The 23,329-nt window shown below is 52.6% G+C and carries 25 protein-coding genes and 4 pseudogenes; 17 read left to right on the top strand and 12 right to left on the bottom strand.

From position 1 onward, the window contains the following. Positions 1-9 precede the first annotated feature (9 nt). Positions 10-504: a hypothetical protein gene (locus tag PCPL58_RS01185; protein WP_065348643.1), complete on the bottom strand. Its 495-nt coding sequence runs from the start codon at positions 502-504 to the stop codon at positions 10-12. Between the two features lie 426 nt (positions 505-930). Between PCPL58_RS01185 and PCPL58_RS01180 the strand changes: the two genes are divergently transcribed. The 3 genes from PCPL58_RS01180 to PCPL58_RS01170 all read left to right on the top strand — a co-directional run bounded on the left by PCPL58_RS01180 (position 931) and on the right by PCPL58_RS01170 (position 4,668). Next, entirely contained in the window at positions 931-2,727 is a 1,797-nt protein-coding gene (locus tag PCPL58_RS01180) for an HsdM family class I SAM-dependent methyltransferase (RefSeq protein ID WP_005620864.1), read from the top strand. After that, a complete protein-coding gene (locus PCPL58_RS01175; protein ID WP_083188284.1) occupies positions 2,727-3,806 on the top strand; it encodes a BsuBI/PstI family type II restriction endonuclease in 1,080 nt (359 codons plus the stop codon). Before PCPL58_RS01180 ends, PCPL58_RS01175 begins: the two co-directional genes overlap by 1 nt. Positions 3,807-3,867: 61 nt before the next feature. Further along, entirely contained in the window at positions 3,868-4,668 is an 801-nt protein-coding gene (locus PCPL58_RS01170) for a hypothetical protein (protein WP_065348642.1), read from the top strand. 157 nt (positions 4,669-4,825) lie between these two features. Here the strand turns inward: PCPL58_RS01170 and PCPL58_RS01165 are convergent, their stop codons facing one another. Genes PCPL58_RS01165 through PCPL58_RS01155 form a run of 3 tightly spaced genes read right to left on the bottom strand, consistent with a single transcriptional unit; the run spans position 4,826 to position 9,999 of the window. Beyond that, a complete protein-coding gene (locus PCPL58_RS01165) occupies positions 4,826-6,427 on the bottom strand; it encodes an AAA family ATPase (RefSeq protein ID WP_083188283.1) in 1,602 nt (533 codons plus the stop codon). A 41-nt stretch (positions 6,428-6,468) separates the two neighbouring features. After that, positions 6,469-9,435 (bottom strand): Tn3 family transposase, encoded by a 2,967-nt coding sequence (locus PCPL58_RS01160; protein WP_060402558.1) that lies wholly within the window; start codon positions 9,433-9,435, stop codon positions 6,469-6,471. A 3-nt stretch (positions 9,436-9,438) separates the two neighbouring features. Beyond that, positions 9,439-9,999, bottom strand: coding sequence for a recombinase family protein (locus PCPL58_RS01155; protein ID WP_005737570.1), 561 nt, complete (start codon positions 9,997-9,999; stop codon positions 9,439-9,441). A gap of 379 nt (positions 10,000-10,378) precedes the next feature. Between PCPL58_RS01155 and PCPL58_RS31835 the strand changes: the two are divergent. The 3 genes and pseudogenes from PCPL58_RS31835 to PCPL58_RS30435 form a co-directional block, all read left to right on the top strand. After that, positions 10,379-10,462: pseudogene (locus PCPL58_RS31835) on the top strand (recombinase family protein); the annotation flags it as partial. 276 nt (positions 10,463-10,738) lie between these two features. Beyond that, on the top strand, positions 10,739-11,404 hold the full coding sequence (gene xopO, locus PCPL58_RS01150; protein ID WP_032641726.1) for a XopO/AvrRps4 family type III secretion system effector: 666 nt from the start codon (positions 10,739-10,741) through the stop codon (positions 11,402-11,404). A 194-nt stretch (positions 11,405-11,598) separates the two neighbouring features. Further along, a pseudogene (locus PCPL58_RS30435) lies at positions 11,599-11,724 on the top strand (hypothetical protein); the annotation flags it as partial. Here the strand turns inward: PCPL58_RS30435 and PCPL58_RS01145 are convergent. The 5 genes from PCPL58_RS01145 to PCPL58_RS01125 all read right to left on the bottom strand — a co-directional run bounded on the left by PCPL58_RS01145 (position 11,701) and on the right by PCPL58_RS01125 (position 14,934). Continuing rightward, positions 11,701-12,309, bottom strand: coding sequence for an AAA family ATPase (locus tag PCPL58_RS01145; protein WP_065348640.1), 609 nt, complete (start codon positions 12,307-12,309; stop codon positions 11,701-11,703). The pseudogene PCPL58_RS30435 and the gene PCPL58_RS01145 overlap by 24 nt on opposite strands. Positions 12,310-12,677: 368 nt before the next feature. Further along, entirely contained in the window at positions 12,678-13,376 is a 699-nt protein-coding gene (locus PCPL58_RS01140) for an RES family NAD+ phosphorylase (protein WP_044310949.1), read from the bottom strand. Then, positions 13,370-13,771 (bottom strand): antitoxin Xre-like helix-turn-helix domain-containing protein, encoded by a 402-nt coding sequence (locus PCPL58_RS01135; protein WP_044310948.1) that lies wholly within the window; start codon positions 13,769-13,771, stop codon positions 13,370-13,372. The genes PCPL58_RS01140 and PCPL58_RS01135 overlap by 7 nt, the downstream gene beginning before the upstream one ends. A gap of 160 nt (positions 13,772-13,931) precedes the next feature. Further along, a complete protein-coding gene (locus PCPL58_RS01130) occupies positions 13,932-14,204 on the bottom strand; it encodes an arylsulfatase regulator (protein ID WP_065348639.1) in 273 nt (90 codons plus the stop codon). A gap of 94 nt (positions 14,205-14,298) precedes the next feature. Further along, on the bottom strand, positions 14,299-14,934 hold the full coding sequence (locus tag PCPL58_RS01125) for a recombinase family protein (RefSeq protein WP_065348638.1): 636 nt from the start codon (positions 14,932-14,934) through the stop codon (positions 14,299-14,301). 616 nt (positions 14,935-15,550) lie between these two features. Between PCPL58_RS01125 and PCPL58_RS01120 the strand changes: the two genes are divergently transcribed. The 3 genes and pseudogenes from PCPL58_RS01120 to PCPL58_RS31830 all read left to right on the top strand — a co-directional run. Then, positions 15,551-16,162 (top strand): nucleotide-binding protein, encoded by a 612-nt coding sequence (locus tag PCPL58_RS01120; RefSeq protein ID WP_054988361.1) that lies wholly within the window; start codon positions 15,551-15,553, stop codon positions 16,160-16,162. Further along, the gene (locus PCPL58_RS01115) at positions 16,162-16,374 is read left to right on the top strand and encodes a plasmid partition protein ParG (protein WP_031598413.1); all 213 of its coding nucleotides are present in this window, start codon (positions 16,162-16,164) and stop codon (positions 16,372-16,374) included. Before PCPL58_RS01120 ends, PCPL58_RS01115 begins: the two co-directional genes overlap by 1 nt. A gap of 279 nt (positions 16,375-16,653) precedes the next feature. Further along, positions 16,654-16,734 (top strand): annotated as a pseudogene (locus PCPL58_RS31830) (conjugal transfer protein); the annotation flags it as partial. Between the two features lie 85 nt (positions 16,735-16,819). Here PCPL58_RS31830 and PCPL58_RS28690 read toward each other — a convergent pair. Further along, positions 16,820-16,960: pseudogene (locus tag PCPL58_RS28690) on the bottom strand (ATP-binding protein); the annotation flags it as partial. Between the two features lie 246 nt (positions 16,961-17,206). Between PCPL58_RS28690 and PCPL58_RS01110 the strand changes: the two are divergent. The 4 genes from PCPL58_RS01110 (at position 17,207) to PCPL58_RS31825 (ending at position 20,809) form a co-directional block, all read left to right on the top strand. Continuing rightward, complete coding sequence (locus PCPL58_RS01110) at positions 17,207-17,908, top strand: FadR/GntR family transcriptional regulator (RefSeq protein ID WP_065348637.1); 702 nt, start codon at positions 17,207-17,209, stop codon at positions 17,906-17,908. Between the two features lie 75 nt (positions 17,909-17,983). Beyond that, positions 17,984-19,180, top strand: a complete 1,197-nt coding sequence (gene lhgO, locus PCPL58_RS01105) for an L-2-hydroxyglutarate oxidase (RefSeq protein WP_065348636.1) — start codon at positions 17,984-17,986, stop codon at positions 19,178-19,180. Positions 19,181-19,221: 41 nt separating this feature from the next. Then, on the top strand, positions 19,222-20,568 hold the full coding sequence (locus tag PCPL58_RS01100; RefSeq protein ID WP_083188280.1) for an MFS transporter: 1,347 nt from the start codon (positions 19,222-19,224) through the stop codon (positions 20,566-20,568). Between the two features lie 55 nt (positions 20,569-20,623). Continuing rightward, positions 20,624-20,809, top strand: coding sequence for a hypothetical protein (locus PCPL58_RS31825; RefSeq protein WP_065348634.1), 186 nt, complete (start codon positions 20,624-20,626; stop codon positions 20,807-20,809). Between the two features lie 16 nt (positions 20,810-20,825). Here the strand turns inward: PCPL58_RS31825 and PCPL58_RS01090 are convergent, their stop codons facing one another. Together PCPL58_RS01090 and PCPL58_RS30430 are read right to left on the bottom strand one after the other, a co-directional pair. After that, positions 20,826-21,179: a helix-turn-helix domain-containing protein gene (locus PCPL58_RS01090; protein WP_003319387.1), complete on the bottom strand. Its 354-nt coding sequence runs from the start codon at positions 21,177-21,179 to the stop codon at positions 20,826-20,828. Positions 21,180-21,182: 3 nt separating this feature from the next. Next, on the bottom strand, positions 21,183-21,350 hold the full coding sequence (locus PCPL58_RS30430; protein WP_157893872.1) for a hypothetical protein: 168 nt from the start codon (positions 21,348-21,350) through the stop codon (positions 21,183-21,185). Between the two features lie 71 nt (positions 21,351-21,421). Between PCPL58_RS30430 and PCPL58_RS01085 the strand changes: the two genes are divergently transcribed. The 4 genes from PCPL58_RS01085 to PCPL58_RS01070 all read left to right on the top strand — a co-directional run bounded on the left by PCPL58_RS01085 (position 21,422) and on the right by PCPL58_RS01070 (position 23,326). Then, the gene (locus tag PCPL58_RS01085; protein ID WP_031598405.1) at positions 21,422-21,955 is read left to right on the top strand and encodes a transcription termination/antitermination NusG family protein; all 534 of its coding nucleotides are present in this window, start codon (positions 21,422-21,424) and stop codon (positions 21,953-21,955) included. Positions 21,956-22,043: 88 nt separating this feature from the next. Then, on the top strand, positions 22,044-22,256 hold the full coding sequence (locus PCPL58_RS01080; RefSeq protein ID WP_031599400.1) for a hypothetical protein: 213 nt from the start codon (positions 22,044-22,046) through the stop codon (positions 22,254-22,256). A 27-nt stretch (positions 22,257-22,283) separates the two neighbouring features. Then, entirely contained in the window at positions 22,284-22,991 is a 708-nt protein-coding gene (locus PCPL58_RS01075; RefSeq protein WP_065348633.1) for a lytic transglycosylase domain-containing protein, read from the top strand. Continuing rightward, a complete protein-coding gene (locus PCPL58_RS01070; protein ID WP_020325459.1) occupies positions 22,991-23,326 on the top strand; it encodes a hypothetical protein in 336 nt (111 codons plus the stop codon). The genes PCPL58_RS01075 and PCPL58_RS01070 overlap by 1 nt, the downstream gene beginning before the upstream one ends. Positions 23,327-23,329: the final 3 nt, after the last annotated feature.

Here is a 23,329-nt window from a genome sequence, read left to right as displayed (position 1 = left end):
GTTGGCGATTTAGCACGGAAGGGGGTCACTTTTTAGTTGGCGTTGACAATCAGCCGCGACTACCACGAAGCAAACGTCGAAGTTGCCCAAAAAAGGGAGCATATTCCGAAGCTCCTGCTCGTAGCCGGCAAGCTCTGTGACAGTCTGTCGCTCGGTTTCGCTAGCCCTTTTGACCTCAAAAACCACGAGCGTCTTCGTCTCAGGGTTGAAACAAAGGATGTCTGGACGCAGCACCTCCCCTGTGGTCAGTGAGATGCTGGTGTTGATCGAGATAATCTCCAGCAAGCCCAATCGACTCAGCACATGGTCTGCCGCCTCCGCTGAAGCACGTCGAGAGATGTAATCGATACCAAAGGATGGAAGGAAATACTCCTGGTCTACCGCGTCCGTTAAGGATGTGATCGCCTCTTGCCCCTGGATCGACTCAAGCAGTTCCTCCTTCTCAATAAGCTGTTGTAGCCAGGACACTACTTCGGATTCTGGGGGACGCTTGATCTTGGACATAATTCTTCCTTGAGTTGATAGCAGACGATTGTAGTGGTCACCCAGTTTCTACAGGCAAATCGACATAACCATGTGGCTTCCTTGAAGCTAGGTCAACCACATTACGGTCGCTCACCTTGAGCCAGAGCTACACGACCCGGCTTGATCAGCTGTGGGTTGTAAAGGCGAAGTAATCAGGGTTCGGGGAGTAACGGAACAGAAAGTGTACTTAAGCCATACGAGCCGCTCGTGAAAAAACGTGTGTTTTGGCAACAACCAAGTCATAGCGCAGGTCATAGCGCTCAGCCGTGAGAGATAGCCCGTCTAAGGTGGCAGATACCGGTCATGTGCGCGCGAAGCCTAAACATAAAATCTAAGACCTGCGGTCGGCAGTAAAAGCCAAGTACTGTAGACTCTCCGCCGCGCAAACAGGGAGACATCACTCATATGGCACAGGCAAAACTCATACGGCAGGTAGGCCTTACGGCGACTGAGTCTCCGAGTCAGATGCTGGCCTCTGCACGCATCATGGCCCGTGCTTTAGCCAATACGTTTCCGATTGAGCACCAGTTGGCTTTGGCACGGGCTTTCGGTGTTCGTCTAATTGAGAGCTGGTGGGATGAACTGACCAGCATTGACATCGTTTCTCCAGACCTTAGAGCGCCGCTACAGCCTTTCACTGTGGAGGTGCTCCCTCAAGCGGCTGCTGCACTGGCGGAGACTATTGGTCGTATTGCCGCGAGCTTTGATGCTGAGACCGCCGCCTATCAAATAGGGCTTACCTATACAGGGATGCTTCCTTTAGAACACCGCGGGACCTATGGTGTTTTTTACACCCCCCCTGTTCTGACTGCACGATTGATCGACCAAGTGACAACAGCGGGCATGGACTGGGCAACGTGCCGAGTGCTCGATCCGGCCTGCGGGGGGGGCGCTTTTCTCGTGCCTATCGCCCAGCGAATCATCAATGAGGCGAAGGGCTGTAGTCCAAAGCTGCTGATGCAAAGCATCGGTAACCGTCTACGCGGTTACGAGATCGATCCATTCGGCGCTTGGCTTACACAGGTTACTTTGGATGCGGTGGTACTCCCAGTGAGCCGCATAGCAGGCAGACGGCTGCCGGTGATGGTTACCGTCTGTGATTCGTTGCGTCGAAGCCCTGTCAGAGATCGCTTTGACTTGGTAATAGGGAATCCTCCCTATGGCCGAGCAAAACTCGATCCAGAAACACGTGATCGTTACAAGCGTTCGCTCTATGGCCACGCTAATCTTTACGGACTGTTTACGGATTTGGCGTTGCGTCATACCAAACTGGGTGGGGTGATCGCTTACGTTACGCCGACCTCCTTTCTCGCAGGTGTCTATTTCAAAAACCTTCGGGCTTTGCTTGGCCGATCGGCACCGCCGCTGTCCATCGATTTTGTCACTGTGCGCAAAGGTATGTTCGATGATGTGCTGCAGGAAACCGCTTTGGCCACTTACCGGCGCGGTGCTGCTGGCGCGCCGGTGGTGGTGGCAGAAATTTCACCGGCAACAAACGGCCTGGCGATCCACCAAACCGGTGTGATTGAGTTTCCTGCTGATCCTTCGTTGCCATGGATTTTGCCCCGTACTGCCCAACAAGGCGCATTGGTAAAGCGTTTGACGCAAATGCCGCACCGCCTGGCCGATTGGGGCTATACGGTGAGCACCGGTCCGCTTGTATGGAATCGATACAAGAGCCAGCTGGCACACCGCCCAAGCAGCAAGCGGTTACCGCTCATTTGGGCCGAAGCCATTACTGCGGATGGCCATTTCATATTTCGTGCGGAAAAGAGAAACCACGCGCCTTATTTTGAACTGCAAGCCAGTGATGGGTGGATGGTTACGACCAAACCATGCGTGCTCTTGCAGCGGACCACCGCCAAAGAGCAGAGCCGGCGACTAATCGCAGCAGCGTTACCCGCCGAGTTCTTGAAGACGCACGGCGGTGTCGTTATTGAAAACCATATCAATATGATCCGCCCGATCAGCGAGGTGCCGGAGGTCAGTGCGGAGGTATTGGCGGCCTTTATCAACAGTGGGGCTGCAGATCGCGCATTTCGCTGCGTCAGCGGCTCGGTTGCCGTTTCGGCCTACGAGCTGGAATCGCTACCGTTGCCTGCACCAGACGACCTGGGCGAACTGACTCGTTTGGTAAATGCAGGGGCTGATCGTCACGCAATCGAAGCCGCTTGCACTGAATTGTTCGAAGGGGATAGGTAGTGCTGCCACCTTATGTAGCAAGGGACTTAGTCGCCGAACGTCTACCGCTAATTTTCCCAGAAGGAACGCCCAATAGAACGTATTGCACGCGCGAACTGGCAGCCAGTACTGTGTTCACGATGCTCTACATCGGAGCTTTGGAGGGAACTGGCGTTCTATTGGGGCCGGTGCACGTTTATCGCATGACTGATCAGCAGGCAGCGGACGGCAGTGACGACGCGCGTCACAACTACAGGTCGAATTTGCGAAAGCGCAATTTTACCATTCCTGGGAAGCGATGGTACGCCGACAACACGCGCGAACCCATTCGGGATGAGACCTTGCGCGAGGGGCTGATCGCCGTTGGTGCAGTTATCGAGGACAAAACCGTTTCCACGACTGCGGGCGCTCCGCGTTATGCGCTCAGAAATGGGCTCGCTGCGCTGTTTTCCCCATTATTGAAGGGGGACGAATTGGCATCCGCCATCTTGCGTTGGCAGGAGGAGCACCTGAACAAAGGGGCGCTGGCAAGGATTTCTCTGATGCGCCTTGGAGGAACTGACAAGGAAGGGGTTCTGGTCCGTTTTCCCAATGGTGAGACCCGTACTTTAGCCCCTGGCCCCAGTTCGGAGATATCCCGGGCGGTGGTAGAGGTCTTCGCAAAGCAGTTCCTGGCGAAGCCTGTTGTCCTCTGGCTGAGCGAGTCCAGCAACAAGGTGGCTATGCAGGATTTGCGCATGGCTTCCAGCATAGGCCTGGATATTGAAGCGCAAAAAAACTTACCTGACTTGATCCTGGTTGACCTGGAACCTGTTCATCCGCTCATCGTGTTCGTCGAGGTAGTGGCCACCGACGGTGCGATTACAGAACGCAGACAAGAGGCTTTATTTTCGCTCACGGACAAAGGAGGGTTCAAACGATCGAGCGTAGCATTCGTCACGGCCTATGCGGACCGTCAGTCACCAGGTTTTAAGAAGACCATTAGCGGTCTTGCTTGGGGCTCATTCGCTTGGTTTCTGAGCGAGCCGGACAAGGTATTCATGCTAAGCGACGGTATAAAACCGTTGTCAGCATTGAACGAAGTTATCACACGACAATAAGTGGGTTAACCGGACGGTTACATTACTTCGCTAGACACGGTCGCTTTCGAGGATGATTGGCATGAATAGGATTTTTTTTCAGGTAAAGGTATGCGGCGAAGAAGCGCACCGTGAAGGCTTTCTCGACGGCTTGCTGTACATGAATCCATTAAGTTTCTTCCGCAGATATCAGGAACAGGCGGAGGCGAATATCGGGGACCGACACGAAGGGACGATATCGCTACTACAGCCGGGGCAGTTCACGATGACCCTAACGTGTGATGACCTGCCAGACTGGGAATACACCATCCCTGCGGAGGACTTGGCGGGGCCCTCGGTTATTCAGTTCGACGGTCATAACCCCCTGAACGTCCTATGTCTTTATGCGGTGCATGAGCGGGGATGCACCTTCGAATCCGACGAGGCTTTCGAGCGCTTTGTTGAGGCTCAGATGATGAAGCCTGAAGTAGATGACCTCGGCGACTATGCAGCCGTGGTTGTCGACACCGGGGCATTTCAGAAAAGAGTTCTCGATGAAATCCATAGCAGGGGCTTCGGTGCAGTGGCTGGGCTTGTGGACTACTACGATTCTTTGACCTTCAACGGTTCGTTTGATAAAGCGCAAGCCGTGCTGAAAAAGCGGGATAATTACGCTCATCAGAGGGAGTACAGGTTCGCCCTAGACCGAGGAAACGAAGTTGAGGAGGCTTTTACCCTTCCGGTGGGGTCGCTCCGCGACATTGCCATAGGGTGCCGGACGTCGGAGGTCAACGACTTGATTCGCGGCTATCTGCATCAGATGAAGGCTCAGGGGGTGTTTTGCCCTGAACGGGGTTGTAAGCCGGAACCGCCGAAATTTCCGTCATGGGCGGAAAGCCAGTAATGGTGCGGTTTGACGCCAAACATTTGTTTCCCGGCAGTAATGCCGCCAAGCGGAAAACGGCCTGAATGAGGGGTACAAAATGTACACGGGAAACCGTGGCGGATAGCCGCTGAGACGGCGCACTCGCCACATTACGAATGCTCGCCCCATGTCGGATTTACTTACTCATAGCCTGGTAGTGCTCCGCATACCCACACTCTTCAAAAATTAACTTCAGACCATCTTTGAACACATCGTGATCAAATTCCTTTATGTCAAAAATGTTTTGACCAAAGGAATGTGACTCTCGGTTCATGTACCTGTAGAACGTCGTGAACTTATCAGTCGACAGGGCTGGCTTTTGGAAAACGTTATTAAAATCCTTCTTTTGAACAAAATTGAAGAAATATTCGACAATGTTCCGCATACAGTTAGCAATCAGCGCAGGCGGTGAGGCCTGGTCCTTTATGATTGACCAATAGGACTGGTAGTCATTCTGGATCTCCTCATACTTCATTGGAATTACAGTGCTTCCGTTTGTATTTTTGAAAATCCTGAATAGGTGCTGTGTCTCCGCACGCTTCTCTTTATCAGTGTGCGTAAGCTCGTAGAAGAAATACAGGCTATGGGTGAGAACAAACACCTGCGCGTAGAGTTTATCGTTAATGAAATATTTCTTGATCAGCTGCCCAATGTTGAACACGTAGAGGTGAGAAAGGCTGGAAATGGGATCATCAATCACAACCACTTTCGACTGAGGCACCGCAGTGGCCGTCTTCTGCCCTTTGCAAAGCTCCATGAAGTATAGAAAACTAATAACGGTTTTTTCCCCCTCGCTCAGCGAGTGAAATGCATTCGCTTGATCGGTAGCCCTGGAAACCCGGTAGAAATTTTCACCGTATGGCACCACAGAAAATCCATCGATGCCAATCTCTACCAGCCCAGCGTTGATGTTCTCAATTGACTCTTCGATGTTGACCGTTTGCTTTCTGAGAGCAGCAAGCTTGCCGTTAGAGGCTGTAACATCAGTGTTGATCTTGGTGGCTTCTTGGCTTATTTCGCTGGCCTCATCTTTGAGATCTGAAGCTGATTGCGAGTAGGCAGAAATCGTCTGATCATAATCCCAGCGCATCAGCGTCCAAAAGCGCGATCTTATGTCATCCCGAGTTTTCTTCTTGTTCGCCAGCTTGTCGTTATGTGCCTCAATCAGCTCGTTCAGGCCGCCGATCAAATTATTGATCACGTCGACGGCGGACTGGGTATCGTTGAGGACAACCGGCGTGCTCGGGCTTTTGATCTTGTTGCCAATGTGCAGAATATTTTCGCGGATTGACGCTTTCAACCCCTCACAGGCAATGCTCCAGGCTTCCACAAGCTCTTTGCTGGCAAGCGGAGAGTTTGAAATATCTTGGAGACTCAGGCTGGAGGTTAGCGCCTCATAGCGGGTCTTGATTGACTCCATCTGCTTAACATCTTGCTCATAGGCTTCGTCGAAGACTTGGCGGATGGAATCGATGATATTTTTAGTGATCGTTTCTTGCTGACAGAAAGGGCAGGCTTGAGGATCCTTATCATCTGAAATGTACTGGAGCCCTTGCTTCACCCAGTCAGAATTGCGAGTTTTAGTGATGAACTCTGCAACTGAACCTTCTTGGCTGCCGACAATGATTTTCGACCAGAGGGAATCCCCTTCAATGGTCAGCCAGCCAGCCGAAAGGGTTGGAATTTTCGTGAATGAAGCTGCACCCTCGCCTTCAATGGACGACGCCTCAGCCTTCAGATCATCTAGGGGAGCCTAGAGAATTCGGAAAAAATCGTACGCTAAGGTTTTCCGAGCTGTCGTAACGGCCTGAATTTTCCGTCTTCCAGCTTGCGGCTCTGCCGCCAGACGTAATCGCCGGTCAGGTTGATGTGCTCCCAACCCAACGGCGACAGGTACTTATACAGATCGGTATTCACAGGCTTTCCGGCCTCAGTCAGCCCTTGGGTGGCCCGCTCCAGGTAGACCGTGTTCCACAGCACGATGGCGGCGGTCACCAGGTTCAATCCGCTGGCCCTATAGCGCTGCTGCTCGAAGCTCCGATCTCTGATTTCACCGAGGCGATTGAAGAACACCGCCCTGGCCAAGGCGTTGCGCGCCTCGCCTTTGTTCAGGCCTGCATGCACACGGCGGCGCAGCTCGACACTTTGCAGCCAGTCCAGGATAAACAGCGTGCGCTCGATCCGGCCCAACTCCCGCAGGGCCACGGCTAGTCCGTTCTGGCGTGGGTAACTGCCCAGTTTGCGCAACATCAACGAGGCGGTGACGGTGCCTTGTTTGATCGAAGCGGCCAGACGCAGGATCTCGTCCCAGTGAGCGCGAACGTGCTTGATGTTCAGCGTGCCGCCGATCATTGGGCGCAGTGTCGGGTATTCCTGCACGCTCTGTGGCACATACAGCTTGGTTTCTCCAAGGTCGCGGATGCGCGGGGCAAAACGAAAGCCCAGCAGGTGCATCAAGGCGAACACATGATCGGTAAAGCCCGCAGTATCAGTGTAGTGCTCCTCGATCCGCAGATCTGACTCGTGATACAGCAATCCATCGAGCACATAGGTTGAATCGCGGACACCGACATTCACCACGCGAGTGCTGAACGGTGCGTACTGATCAGAGATGTGGGTATAGAACAACCGCCCCGGTTCATTGCCGTACTTCGGGTTGACATGCCCGGTGCTTTCGCCTCGACCGCCTGCGCGGAAGCGCTGGCCATCGGACGATGAGGTGGTGCCGTCTCCCCAGTTGGCAGCGAAGGAATGACTGAACTGGCTGTTGACCAGTTCGGCAAGTGCCGCCGCGTATGTTTCGTCGCGGATGTGCCAAGCTTGCAGCCACGACAACTTGGCGTAAGTCATGCCCGGACTCGAATCGGCCATTTTGGTCAGTCCGATGTTGATTGCATCGCCGAGGATTGCGGACAATAGCAGGGTTTTATCCTTGGCCAGGGCCCCATCCTTCAGGTGTGTAAAGTGACGGGTAAATCCCGTCCACTCGTCCACATCCATCAGCAGCTCGGTGATTTTGATGCGTGGCAGTAGCTGACTGGTCTTGTCGATCAGCGCTTGGGCGGTGTCCGGTACCGCCGCATCCAGCGGTGTAATCTTCAGTCCGGACTCGGTGAGGATCGCGTCGGGTAGTTCATTGTCCTTGGCTAGCTTGGCGACGGTGGCCAACTGCTTATCCAGCAGCTGCAAGCGCTCTTCCAGGTACTGGTCGCTGTTGGGGTTGATCGCTAATGGCAGCGCCTGTTCCTTTTTGAGCGCGGCAAACTGTGCGGGTGGCAGCAGGTAATCTTCAAAGTCACGGAACTGCCGGGAACCCTTAACCCAGATGTCACCGGAGCGCAGCGCATTTTTCAGCTCGGACAGGGCGCAGATTTCGTAAAAACGACGATCGATCCCTTCCTGCGTGATTACCAGCGGTTTCCAGCGGGGCTTGATGAACGCGGTCGGGGCGTCCGACGGCACCTTGCGCAAATTGTCTACGTTCATCTCGCGCAGCTGCTGGATGGCATCCAGCACACGTTGCGCAGCTGGGGCGGCCCGCAGCTGAAGAACCTCCAGAAAGGCCGGAGTGTAGCGGCGCAGCGTATTGAAGTTCTCGCTGACCAGGTGCAGATGGTCGAAGGCCTCTGGGCGGGCAAGCAGCTCGGCATCAGTGACGCTTTGAGCGAATTCATCCCAAGGCATGACCGCCTCGATGGCGGCGAAGGGATCTTCACCCGAGGCTTTGGCGTCCAGCAGAGCCTGTCCGATCTTCGAGTACAAGCGCACCTTGTCGTTGATCGCTTTACCCTGCTTCTGAAATTGCTGCTGATGCTTGTTCCTGGCACTGCTGAACAGCTTGACCAGAATACGGTCGTGCAGATCCACCAGTTCATCCGTCACCGTAGCGGTGCTTTCCAGCACGACGGCCACCAGGGTGGCGTAGCGCCGCTCATTCTCGAACTTGCCCAGATCCCGAGGTGTCATCTGCCCACCTTCCCGGGCCAGCTTCAACAGGCGGTTCTGATGGATGCTCCGATCAAGCCCTTCAGGCAGCGCAACCAGTTGGAAAATCTTCAGCCGCTCGATGTGCTCCATCATGTGCCGTGAATTCGGTTTCAATGGTGACTGGCGTAGCCAGGTCAACCAAGTGCTGTTGCTGCCTGCCTTAACGGTCAATAGTTCGTCAAGCTTATTACGATGCTGCTGGTTCAGCGGCTCGATCAAAGCACGATAAATCCTCCGGTTGGATCTGGCCACTGCCTCGGAGCAGGCTCGATCAATCACCATAAGGGGCGGCAAGATCCGCCGTTGCTGACGCAGACTCTCCAACGCCTGCCCAGCCAGCAACAGGCCTCTGTCGGTCTGCTGGGCCAGGCCGGTCAACTCGCGTACAAGGGCACGGAAATCCGACAATCCGAACGGCAGCAAACTCAGGTAGGCACGCAGTTCCTGGGCGTGCTCTCGACGGGTGACATCGCGCTGACCGTACTTCGCCCAACTTTCTGGAGCTGCCTGAACCTGTCGGGCTATCCACTCAATGACCGGATCGGGCAGCACGCTGTCGCTGGCCAGCGCGTATCCGGGGTAGCGAAGCAAGCAGAGCTGCACCGCAAAGCCGAGGCGATTGGCATCACCTCGTCGCTGACGGATCAGCGACAGGTCGGATTCGTTAAAGGTGTAATAGCGGATCAGGTCGTCTTGGCTTTCCGGCAGCGCAAGCAACGTGTCGCGCTCAGAGGCCGAGAGTATTGAGCGACGGGGCATGTATCAGTCATCCGGACGTAGGTACTGGTAGAGAGTTTCCCTACTTATACCGAATTCACGAGCTAACTGGACCTTTGGCTCGCCGGCAGCGGCCCGAGCCCGGACTGCAACAGCCTGCTCGACGGACAGGGCTTTCCTGCGGCCCCGATAAGCGCCACGTTGCTTGGCCAAGGCAATGCCCTCGCGCTGTCGCTCGCGAATAAGCGCTCGCTCGAACTCCGCAAAAGCCCCCATGACCGACAGCATTAAATTGGCCATTGGCGAATCGTCGCCGGTGAATACCAAGCCTTCTTTCAAAAATTCGATACGAACGCCGCGCTTGGTCAGCCTTTGCACAAGAAGGCGCAGGTCATCCAGGTTGCGGGCCAAGCGATCCATGCTGTGCACCACGACCGTATCACCTTCACGGACGAAGCCAAGCATGGCTTCCAATTGCGGACGCTGGGTATCCTTGCCAGAGGCTTTGTCGGTGAACAGCTTGCTTACCTCGGTCTGCTCCAATTGGCGTTCCGGGTTTTGGTCGTAGCTACTCACCCGGACATAGCCGATACGATGTCCCTGCATTTTCTAACGTACCCCGCTACACAGCCAGCGGCACACGCTGAGTGTGGCCATCGCATCGGCACGAGCGCGACGAGCGTTGCAGTCCCACAGGCGCGCCCTCAACGCTGTACGGCTCAATGGCTTGTGATAAACCTGCGACATTTCATACCTCAAACTGAATTCTGTCAGGTTGAAATCTAAGACCTTCACTCGATAACGTCAATAAATTCTAAATAGGACTCTATTCTGACGCTATGACACACGACTACCTGACATCCGGATAGGGTATAGCCCAACCTTACGGAGCGGCTGATGGCAAACCTTCGAAACCTAGTAAATCGTAGACTGGAATACGCTCGAAAACCTTGCGTACGATTATTTCCGAATTCTGTAGCCCCCCCTATCGGAATTGACCGAGACGTCCAGTGGCGTAGCTAAGGTGGTGTTGCAAGGCATTCAAGACATTTTGTTGCGCGTGGCCTTATAAATAGCGCGTGACGAATTCGAAGACCGGCGACAGCGACAGTTTCTGCTGCTACGCGATCGCAAGAACGGGCGATTTGCAGCCGCAGGCTGCCCTGTTCATTGCTATCCGAAGGTGAACTTCAACATCTTGCCAGAGAGAGAAAATATTTCTGCGCAGACTGGGAACTGCCGGCTAGTGCGGCTCCACTAACACTTCCGTCCTCTCCACAAGGGTAAAAATGACGACCGCAGACGTGCTTCTGCGCCGTAAATCCTTTGAAAAATAGGTTTCCCAATGAATCGTATTTCAACCAGTTCAGTTAATTCCAGTTTCAACTACACGACCCCTGCGGAGGAAGCGCCAAACCATTTCGCCTCCTCTCCCGCCAATTCCTCGCCACATGCCACCACAACCGCAATCAACCAAGCTTCAGAAGGACTACAAAAGCCGGGGGCAAGACTAAGCATGCAGGCGCAGCGACTGCGCCAATTGGGTGAGAGGCCAGCTCACCAAGACCGGCAGAACACAATTTTAGTTAAAGCTTTTGATGCTCAACGCTTAGACATCAACACCCACGCGGGCCCTTCCAACAGCCCCCACCTGAACGCTCTCAACCAGCTCCAACAACGAAACTTCAAACCTGCGGTTGGTGGGCTAGAAATCCCGGTTACACCCAACTCCCTATTAGGCGGGGGCAAACGAGTCTCTCATGTCGGCTCATCGTCACGCGACATACAAGTCTGCCCACGTGGGGCCGCTGCTGAATTGAGACAAGAAATACAGGACAAACAAACCTTTGTTAACGACCTTACTGAAGAGCTTGAAGACGCTACAGAAGAGGCCAATCCTGACGAAATAGCGAATACAACACAACAGCTGCGCCAAGCAAGAGCTGACCTTGTTGAATTACAGAGACGCCTTACGATGCTCGCACACGAAGACCGCAGAATTAACCAATAACTCCCTGCCTCAAGCCTTGGGCGTATACGCCCAAGGCACACCGAATGTAAATATCTTCGGGCAGGGCACTGTCTCTTGATGCATAAGCATTTTGAAACTTCTACACACAAGGTCTGTCGCTCTCGTCGAGCCCCCCGCCTGGGGGACTTAAAAGGGTGACGGAAATTTCTGAGATTCCGGCTTACAACCCCGACCTGTATCAGTATCTGTCGCCGTTGGGCTGGGAGCACGTCAACCTGACCGGCGATTACGTCTGGCGGCAGAGCCGCAAGCTGGAAGACGGGAAATTCAGGCCGTTACGACAGCTCGGAAAACCTTAGCGTACGATTTTTTCCGAATTCTCTAGGCTCCCCATCTATGGTGTAGCTAGGTGCATTTTCCGGCAGAGGTAATCCAATAATATGCTGGAAGAGAAGTTCTGTTCTTTTGAGGCTTTCTAGGCAAAACTCCAGGACGCGATCCCCACCCGTGAAATTCGTCTTGATCTCCCAGACTTTTCCGCTTGCTTTGGTCTTTTCTTGATCGAGTTTGGTGGCGTTTTCAGTGGCCCGCTTTGAATTCTCTTGCTGAGCGGTCAGATGCTTCTCCAACTCTTTCGTCTCGGCTTCGATTTGCTGGAGTGCAACCTTGTTCTCTTTCGAGAGGGTGAAAATTCCTTTTAAATTGTCCTCTTCGTAAAAGTAGTCGTTGAGGAAGCTTTGGTTGTACACCAAAATTTCACATGGCTGACTGGTTTTCAGACTGCATTTAGCAAACCGAGGTTCGGTATGATTGTACAAAAACTCGGAGATGGTGCTCTTACCTGCACCATTTAGCCCGTAGATGAGAGACGTCTTGTTGGTGGGCGAGAGAGTAGACTTGGATTTGTAACTGGTGACGCCATCTATGTTCAATTCCGTGATCACAACCTGACTCCTGAGTGCTAAGTGGCTTTGCGCCATATCTGTTGGCGAGAAGGAGCATAGGCGAGCCAAGAGCTGCCTGCCACACCGACCTTATCCGATACGGTTTTCCGTACATATTTGGCCGCTCAATCAAGCCGTTTTCGGCTTGGCGGCGTCGCTGCGGGAATACAACTGTTTGGCGTCAATCCGCACCAGTACTGGCTTCCCGCCCATGACGGAAATTTCGGCAGCTCCGGCTTACAACCCCCATAACAGCTGCTCGCGCTTACGATACAAAACCGTATGTGAAAATGGGTGCGCCTTACTTTCAGATCAAGGACGTACTGCGTCGGCACGGTATCCAGGCGTTCAGTAGCAATTTTGGGCTCTCACGCGCTGGCTACGAGCTTATTAACGCTGGTGATTTTCTTGTTCCAGACCATTTCGTAATGGCTTGATTGGATAATCGAATCAACATGTCGAGGGGTAGTCAGCGCCCAACAGGTATTGCCAGGCGAGCGAACGGAGCGATAGCGCAGACCCGAAGCTTTGGCCTTCCTCACTTCGCGGCCGAGCGCTCTTGAGGCGCTGTAATCGTTTGGAGCATAGATCGCGTCCGTCAGATACAGCACAGTTGCGTCCAGTACACCCACCTCGTCGAATTCGCAGGTCAGACCACGGAATACGAAACGCTCGTAGTTCAGCCCTTGCACTTTGCTCCAGTACATTTCTTGGTGATGGCGCACTTCGGCGATGGCCGTATCCATGGAGGCAGCCAGGTAAAGCATGCCGAACGAGCCATCGCTGAAGCGGGAGCCGTCAGGGTTCACGTGTGTGAACGGCGCGGTGGCGTAGGAGCAGCCAGTGATGCCGAAAGGTATTTCGCTGCGAGGGATCAGGTTGAGGTCGCCTACCTCGTTCTGCAGACGGGGATTCGTCAGGGCCTGAACTTGGTAAAGGATATCGAACTCGTCAGCGCTGGCCACGTCATCGAACAAGGCAATCGGAGGAAACTTGGAGTTCACCAAGCGGTATGACTTGATGCTCCCTCCCCCGCGCAGCACATTCAGATCAGCAGCGCTTACCATTGGGCACCTCGTAACACGTCAATGCGACGGTAAGTCTCGTACAGGTTGATGAATGAGCCTGTGGACATGATTTCCAGCGGGGCTCTGCCATCAAAAAATTCGTTGTCGTTGGCCATTCGTGGAAAGCCATAGACGTTTTCTGGGTTGTCGAAGATTGTTCTCAGCGCACCATGTACGTTCAGGATAAGGCTGATACGTGCAATTTGATCATTATCCAAGCTCACGGAACGACCTTGATCCTTGGCGCGCGAGTAGGTGCTGCGTGATATACGAAGGGTGTTCTCGATATCCTTAGGTGTCGCTTTCCATCGCTCCATGATCGTCACTGCGGTGCGTAGTGCCACCGCGCCAGCATCCTTGGTGGACTGTGCACGTGCAGTAGTCGCTTGGCTCATGTTCACCACTCCCAGTTTATGGTCTGTAGATTACAATATACATCAATATGATCTACAGATAAATTCGGGTAGTGGTTTTCCAGTTCTGTTAGCTCTGTGGCTGTCCAAAACGAATTGATGCATAGGTGTAACGGCTTGCAATCCCGGCTTACAACCCTTGTTAGTGTTCTTTTGGTACCTGGATGACGCCATCAGCAATCCCTTGTGCCAGCAACTCCATCATTTTCGCGAAACGAAAAAATCCTGGATATTGCAGGCAGATGTAGTCCATCTGGACCTTTGATGAGCTGTCGAGCACCTGTTTGAAAGCCATCATATAGTCATAGCAGCCCTGAAGTAGCTGGCTATCGCCACTTTCTGTCGATGGAAATCGGCTGGCATAATCATGGACTACCTTCGCCAGCTGGTGTTGCTCTGCGGATAAATCGAGCATTTTTGTGCCTAATGAAAAGGGTTTGATACTGTTGACCGAGAGACTGAAAATGCTTCAGCAAGGTCACAGACGGGCACTGGACCAAGGCAGCGCCTCAGACATCTGTCTTAGCCGCCAGGTACTGCGACCAAACACGTTTTACCTGGCTGACACTGACGCCCGCCAGCCGCGCAGTCTCTGCAATGCTACACCCGCCGCTTTTAAGGGCAATGACCCTTTCATGCACTTTAACATTTGGTTTACGCCCTCTGTATCGACCAGCGCTCTTGGCCAAATCGATGCCTTGCCGCTGTCGCTCTCGACGGTCCTCAAAGTCGTCACGGGCCATTTGCAGTGCCACACGCAACAGCATGTCTTGTACACCTTGCAACACCACCTTGGCGATGCCACTGGATGCCTCGGCCAATTCCGATAAATCGACGATGCCGGGCACTGCCAAGCGTGCGCCCTTAGCCCTGATCGCGTCCACAAGCTTTTCTGCTTCGACCAAGGGAAGACGGCTGATTCGGTCGATCTTCTCAGCGATGACGACTTCACCTGGTTGCAGGTCCTCTATCATGCGCAACAGCTCGGGACGGTCGGGTCGAGCGCCCGATGCTTTTTCGCGATAGACCGCAGCCACGTAGTAGCCCGATGCTCGCGCATTGCCAATGATCGCTTCTTGGCGCTGCAAGTCCTGGTCTTCGGTACTGACACGCAGGTACACCCGCGCAACATTGAGAGTCGTCATCGTATGGCCCATTTTGGTATACCCAAATAGACCCAGCATATCAGGCGTGGCCCAATTGACCTAAACGCAACCCTAAAGAGCTACCTTAGAAAGAACTACCCATTTGAGCCATTACAGCTGCTGAACATCATTGTTATGAGTAAATACACTTTATGGGAAAGATGTGTATGTACACATTCCGAAAAGGCCTTAGATTTATGAGTAAAAACTCATTATGTACATATTGAGTTTTTACTCACATGCTGTACGCTCAAGCACAAGCAATCATCCGCCTCATCCCAAAAGCAGAGCCCCACTTCTGTAGAGCAGATTTAAAGCAGGCGCTCTTGCCAAAGAGCGATGAGATAAAACTCATAATGAGTATTTACACAATGTGAGTTTTGGTGTGTAATGAGCCTATACACATTAAGATCAGGTGGCACTATTGGGCATGCCAGCAAAGATCAAGAGGTTCATGGCTCGCTGGGCCGTATCGGCTGACATGGCTGCCTTTTATCTGGCGTCTGATGAGTGGAGCAATGTTGCTGCTACCGAAAGCTTTCAGCTCGACCGCGAAAACGATGCACAATAATCGTACTCATATTGTGTATTTACTCACTTATCAAGAGGGATTGGCGTGAAAACGATAGGCTTTGTTACGCAGAAAGGCGGTGCAGGGAAAAGCACGTCTGCGTTGGCCCTGGCAGGCGCGCTTGCTCAAAAGTACCGCGTTCTTCTGGTGGACCTGGACCGGCAACGAAGCATTGAGCGTTGGTCCGAGGGGGCAAACCTCCCGGAGACGCTAGAGGTGTTCACTGCTACCCAAGCCAATGACTTACGGCATCTGCCGACAGCAGATTTTGTGGTGGTGGACACAGCGGGCGGGCTCTCTGCCGAGGTGCTGTCATTTTTAGACCTTGTACTGCTGCCATGTGCCCCCAGTGTCTTTGACATATGGGCGGTAGCTGAAACGGTCGAGCTGGTAAAAGCACATCAGGCACACCGGCCCGGTCTACAAGCAGCTTTATTTGTTAACCGGCTTTCCCCCCGTACTAAACTTGGGAAAGAAGCAGCCGACGCGCTAAGTGATTATGGAATACCTGTGTTGAGTAGTGCGCTGCATGACCGGATCGCATTCCCAACGTCAATTGCACAAGGTAAAACACCAGTCACCAGCGGCAATAGCGGCGCACGATTAGATTCTCTAATTTTCGCAGAAGAAATTAAACGGTTAGTGGAGAACGGGTAATGGCCCTATTAAAAGCAGCGACTAGTCGTGCACAACAAAATGCACCTAGAGAGCTGGAAAAGGCAAGCAAGGCACAAGAGAAACGGTTGAACGTTAACTTGGATGCTTCAACGCATGAGCGTTTTCGCATTGCTTGCATGCGCAATGGGAGAACGATGAAAGAAGAAGTCGAGCAGTTCGTAGCGGATTATTTGAAGAAAAACCCATCATGAGTATTAACTCATCATGAGTATGCAGTAGAAGCTAAAAATATAAGATGCCGGGGTATGGCTGTCACCATCCCCGGCGTGAACAAAACTCCCTGGAGGGAAGATTATGTCCGAGCGAGACTATAACACAGTCCGTAACCTGCCCATATGCCAGCTTTCAGACCCTAAGTATCTGCACTTGCTGCGAGAGTTCGCAGGCCACATGGCCCCTCCGTGCGTAGCAGAAGCCTTGATGAAGTGGCTTAACCGCTTTTGAAGTGATCGACCAAGGCCGCGACGTTCCTGCTGTCCTGGGTGTGGGGCTTGGCCGCTGCCATGCCGTTCCTAGTAGCCCTCACCGCCTTGAGGGGCGTGGCGGTCGTTTTTGAAAGCATCGATGGCCCATTCGCCGAAAAATAGGTGTCAACGCCAACTAAAAAGTGACCCCCTTCCGTGCTAAATCGCCAACTTAGTTTTGACCCCCCTCGGGTTCATATTTTCGAGCCGGTTCGGCCCGAGAAGATTTGGTTCCTGCTTTGCGCTTGTCCTTGAGTCGATAGCTTTCACCTGTCATCTGCACGATATGGGCATGATGTAACAGCCTGTCCACGCCCAGCCCAGCCCAGCCCGTTCTGGGCTGCGGCATCTTTTTAGTGTCCATGAAAATGAAGACGCAACAGCATCAATTCAATGCTGTGGCTGTGGCTGTGGCTGTGGGCTGCCCAGCTCCGCGCTTGCTGCCGGTGCGCTCTAAGCGAGAATCAACATAATCTCACCCACAGCCATTCGTCGGGAAAAGTGGAATTTGGATCCTATATTCCTTAGCCTTATTGTCAGACAACAGGACAAAAACATTATGCTCAGCTTCTCACGACCTCAATCCCTTGTTGAAGGTGTCGTGTCAACGATACGCAAAGAAATAGCGAGCGGGGGGCTCCAAGCCGACTCGAAGATGCCAACAGAACATGAGCTGGCTGATCAGTTCGGTGTCAGCCGCTCGGTAGTGCGCGAGGCCATTTCACAGCTGAAAGCCGATGGCGTGCTAGTGATTCGTCGAGGCAACGGCTCTTTTGTTTCTCAAAATCCATCTGGAACGGTTTTTAGGCTGCCTAGCAGCGAGAGCCATGCAGCGGATCTCGCTAAGCTGTTTGAATTACGCTCGTGCATTGAAATACAAGCCGCGTCACTGGCTGCGCAACGGCACACGACGAAAGATTTGGAGCGGCTGTCTGACGCCATCTCACTGATGGAAGGTAATGCCGGGAATTTTGAAGCATCTTCAAAGGCGGATGTGGAATTTCATAGGGCCATCGTAGCTGCCTGCAAAAACGAATACCTGGCTGCATTCCATGACTTTCTTGAAAGCCAGCTCATCCGGGCTCGTTTCATGGCGTGGGAAAACTCGTCAAAGCTTGCGGTAGGTCCAAGCGGTGCCAATCGCGAGCACCGTGAAATTTACGATGCGATCAAAAGTCGCAACCCGGTTGAAGCCGCTAACTGCGCTCGCTTGCATCTGAATTCTGCCGCTCTACGCCTCAATATAGATGTGATGGAGTAGCGGTGTCAGTGAGGGCACCAGTACCTGTCGCCGTTCATATTCGTTGTCAGACAACCAGACATAAAAAGGACTTTCATGATTTACGATTTTTGTGTGATTGGGGGTGGGATTGTGGGGCTGGCCACAGCCATGCAACTACTTAGGGCTCATCCCGGCGCTTCGTTGGTGCTCGTGGAAAAAGAGGCCGCGATAGCAAAGCACCAAACTGGTCACAACAGCGGGGTCATCCATGCAGGGGTCTATTACGAGCCTGGCAGTTTGAAGGCCCGACTGTGCAAGCGCGGGGCAGAACTGACCAAAGCCTTCTGTACCGAACACAAGATCCCGTTTGAAGTTTGCGGGAAAATGCTTGTTGCATCTAATCCTCGGCAGCTTGCCTTGCTCAGCAGTCTTGAAGAGCGAGCCAGACAGAATGGGCTCAACGTTGAACGACTAGACGCTCAGGCGCTAAGACAACGCGAACCCAATATTACAGGTCTGGGTGCACTGTTTGTAGACAGCACCGGTATTGTGGATTACCGAATCGTGTCAGATGTCATGGCTGATTTGATAACTAAAGCCGGTGGGGAAATAGCATTTGGTCAAACGATAGCCGCAATTCAGGAGCATGAGAGCCACGTATCGGTGTCATCAGAAGCGTTATCCTGGAAGTCCAAAAAAATCGTAGTTTGCGCGGGTTTACAGTCTGATCGTCTAGCTGCAATGGCTGGGCTAGATGTCGATTTTCAGATCATACCTTTTCGTGGTGAATACTTTCGTTTACCGTCAGAAAAAAACAATAGCATCAATCACCTGATCTACCCAGTGCCAGAAGCAGGGCTTCCATTTCTCGGGATTCATTTAACTCGCATGATTGATGGAGGGGTTACGGTTGGGCCTAATGCTGTGCTTGGGCTTTCGCGCGAAGGCTACAATAAACTTGCATTTAATGCTCGCGATGTTTTGGAATATAGTTTGTATCCAGGTTTTTGGAAGCTTCTTGGCAAAAACTTACGCTCGGGTGTCAGCGAAATTAGAAACTCGGCCTGCAAGAAAAGCTACCTGGAGCAATGCCAACAGTATTATCCCTCTTTGAACCTTGAAGACTTAAAACCTTCGGACGCAGGCATACGCGCACAGGCCGTCACAAACAAAGGAGGATTTGTACAAGATTTTCTGTTTGTACAAACATCCAGAATGCTGCACGTGTGTAATGCGCCATCACCGGCAGCCACATCGGCGATTCCAATTGCAGAAATGATAGTGGCAAAACTAGAAGGCTCTGTAGTTTAAGCAGTGCAGTTAACATAAATTATAATAGTATGGATACAACCATGAGTGATAAAAATAGATTGATGCCAGATGAAACTAAAACCGAGCGCAAAATTCGTTTGCGGAAGGTTGCCGCTGCAACAATCGTTGGATCAATGCTGGAGTGGTATGATTTTTATCTGTATGCATTGATGGCTGCCACGGTTTTTTCTAAAGTTTTCTTTAATCCTGCTGATGCGCAAAATGCGACCTTACTGTCTTTCTCGACCTTCGCAATCGGCTTCATAGCTCGACCGTTGGGAGGTATTCTTTTCGGACACCTCGGAGATAAGTTTGGCCGCAAACGTATGTTGATGGTGACCTTTTGCCTAATGGGGTTTTGCACAACAATCATTGGACTTATTCCTAGTTATGCCACGCTAGGCATTTGGGCACCGGCAACGTTGGTGGTGATTCGAATCTTGCAAGGTCTAGGCGCAGGTGCTGAACTCGCTGCTGCAGCTGTCACAGCGTATGAGCATGCTGACGAGAACAAGCGCGGCAGCCAGGGCGCATGGCCCGCTCTAGGGTTGAACCTGGGGCTGCTTCTGTCGTCGTTGACGGTCTATCTTCTGACGATGCAAGGTGAAGCATTCTTGCTTTCTGGAGGGTGGAGAATTCCATTTATAGCCAGTATCGTTCTTGTCATGGTTGGATTGTGGGTGCGCAGAAGCATTCCAGAAACGATTGCGTTCCAGAAGATCAGTGAAGACAACAAATCACAGGTCACGTCGAACACAGGGATAGAAAAAGCGCCTTTGCTGACCTTGCTTAAGAAAGACTTTAAAGGTCTTGTTGTCGTGCTTCTTGTTGCAATTGGGTATAATGCATTAAGCTATATATTCAAAACCTTTTCACTCGCATACCTCACCTTGTATAAGGGAGTCTCCGCAAATACCACGTCGCTATCTGTAACCATTGCCAGTCTAATAGCAATTTTCACGGTTCCTTGTTTTGGCGCTTTGTGTGATCGCTGGAGCAGCAAAAAAGTATTGATGGCTGGAGGGACGCTGTCTGCAATATTTGCGTACACCTTCATGCAGCTCTTGGAGACAGGGCAGAGCTTGTGGATCTGTGTCGCTATTGGTTTTGCAACTGGTGTACTTGCACCTATGATGTTCGCTCCACAAGGCTCTTTCTTGAGTCGTCAGTTTCCTACCAACACAAGATCATCAGGCGTTGGTACTGGTCGTGAGATTGGAACTGCTATAGCGGGTGGCCTAGCCCCGCTTGGAGCGTTATCCTTGGTTTCAAGTTCTCCAACGCACTCAACAAATAGCGTTGTACTGATCTTGGTTTTATCAGCAGTTTTGCTAGTCGTGGCCAGCGCGTTTGATCAAGGTGGTAAGAGTTCTAATTTCAAAAACTGATAAATAGATTTTCTGACCTTTCATAGATGCCGCGTGCACCGTGTTGGAGAAAATAATGATAATTGATGAAGATGAAGTGAGAGTCGAAATAAAAGAATTGATAGACTTGATACGTTTAGACGAAAAGTACGCATCTTTGTTGTCGGATGGTATTTTTCCAATAGATCACGAAGCAATTGAATTCAATTACCAACGACGTTTTCGAATAATGGAAATTTCACGTAAATACGGCCTGGGCTGATGTTTGATATGGCGTGTTATTTTTCATCAGACTTGTTGTAAGTCGTGAATTTATTCATGAATGCCAGAATCTCTTCTAGAGATTCTGGCGAATCAACTTCTATTGCTTTGTCAGCGATTGCCTGTCTAAGCGATATCAGGCGCGTCCTCAGTACGTCTTGGCCACCTGGTAGCAGTTCGCCAGGAGCTACATCAAAAGCCATCGAGATTTTTATCAACTGCTCAACGCCGGGGAGGTGAATTCCTCTTTCGTAACAGCCTACAAGCGGCGCATCACAGCCTATTTTTTCAGCAAGGGCTGCTTGGCTCATGCCTGACAATTTACGAAGAGCCTTGATTTTTGCTCCTACGAAGCTTCGAAGCGTGTCCATTTTTTACCCATAAAATCGCATGGTTTCATGCAGTTGGCTCACGGAAAAGAAAACAAACCATCTAATAGATGGTTTTTCATTTACTTTTTCTTTTGTTTGCTCTATTTTGTTATCTACAAATCCATCACCTGGTGACCATCCCGGCCCAGTACAGATGGAGCTGGTTTCCATCAGCACACCACTCGCCCCTGCGCTCAGCGGTTTGGGAATTCGAAAGAGCGCCTGATCGGAAGGTTCTGAATATGAAAAATTGGCGTGTTTTGATGCACAATTCTGCCGTACATCAGTCACTTATCACGTTGATCGAACAGTTGGACGTGGAGGTGTATTCCCCCGAAAGCACTACCTACCGCAAACGTCCGGATCGCCCTTCATCGGTAGAGACGAAGGTGCGTTTGTTTCCTGGCTATCTGCTGCTGCGCTTCGATCCTGAGGTCACGCACACGACGACTATCACCGCGCTGAATGGCGCTCATGGGTTCGTTCAGTTTGGCGGTAGCTCCTGTGAGTTTGGCGGTAGGGCCTGTGTTGTGCAGGACGCTACGGTCGAGCAATTAAAAGCCGCTACCTTGGTTCGTTCTAACCGTCAGCTTGACTGCATCGAGTTTCGTAATTTGCCGACAGAGCTGGAAAAAACGCTGCGTCTGATCATCGACATGAAATCTGATGCTGCGCGCAGAGCGGCTTTCCTTGCGCTGCTGGCCCAGGACGCAGCGCTGGAGCGCCTTGTCAGGCGCCACGGAACCCTTTGCTATTCGAGGGTACGTGCCGCCTAGGCATTACTACTTCCCACGATTTCCCATTTCACCGCCTGGTTTTGCCAGGCGGTGTTTTTTTGCGTTCTCACAGCCCTTAGGAGTTCCCATGGCGTCATCCGAAGATGAAACAACCACCAAGACAGTAAGCGTTTATATCCGCCCGGCCAGGGTGGAGGCGCTGAACAAAGCTGCGATACGGGTGAGCTATGAAACCCAAAGCTCCAGGCAGATTTCACCCTCGGAGCTCGCTCGCTACCTGATCGATAACTATTTGGAGCAGGCCGTTCAGGAGCTCATTGCAGAGGCTGCAAGAAAGTAGTCGTTCCGTAACTCAGGAGTTTTGAACATGCTCACCACCAGCGCCTTCCTGGCCCTGGCTATGCAATGCGCTCCCTCGATACATCCCGCCACGCTTACTCCCATCGTCAAGACAGAATCCTCCTTCAATCCCTATGCCATTGGCGTGGTCGGCAAAGTGTTGCCGCGTCAACCGCAAAGCCTGGATGAAGCCGTATTGGCGGTGAAAAAGCTGGTCGCGGAAGGGGCAGACTTCAGCATCGGCCTGGGCCAAATCAACCGGCAGCATTTCGATGTCAGCCGACCCGAACCCGTATTCGAACCCTGCACCAACCTGCGCATGGCTGCCGCTGTTCTTGGACAGTGCTACGCAAGTGCCAGCGCCAAGGAGCCCAACCGGCAGGCAGCGCTGCACAAGGCTATTTCCTGCTACTACAGCGGCAACCCCAAACGCGGCTTCAAGGCCGAGGCCGAATTCGGTGGCAGCAGCCACGTGCAGCGTGTGCTGGCCAACGCAGACGGTACCACCGTGACCGTACCGGCTCTGGAAAGTAGTTCAGCTGATCCGAGCCAGCTCCAGCCCGCTCAGGCCCCGGCGTCCACCGTTGAGCCGACTTATGAAAGCTGGGACGTGCTGCGCCAGTACCCGCGCTATCTGCCACCTGCGCCACCGCCTGTTTCTGCTCCATCCGCTGCACCTGCTGTTCCGGCTTCACCCCCAGAACAACCCTCAACTCTCCCCAAAGAGGATCAATGATGATCAAACGTACCCTTGTGCCCAACAAAGGCGAACTCTGCATTTTGCTGGTGGCAGTGGCCTGCCTGCCCGGCATCGCCTCCGCCGACTGGCTCAGCACGCTGAACCAGTGGGGCAGCAATATCCGCCTGGGCCTCTATACCCTGGCGGGCACCCTGGGCCTGGTTTGCCTGATCTGGTCAGGTGCCCAATGGCTGATTGCTCGCTCCACGGGCGACCGCTCGCACACCTTCATGGACTACCTGCAGCAAGTCGGAGTGATCCTGGTTGTCGGTGGGTCTGTGGCCTTGGCCACGGCGGCTTGGCAGGTGTTCGGCACCGGCGTGCCGGGTTGACCA

This window comes from Pseudomonas cerasi (assembly GCF_900074915.1).
Lineage (GTDB): Bacteria > Pseudomonadota > Gammaproteobacteria > Pseudomonadales > Pseudomonadaceae > Aquipseudomonas > Aquipseudomonas cerasi.
This window is presented reverse-complemented; position numbering and strand designations above follow the sequence as displayed.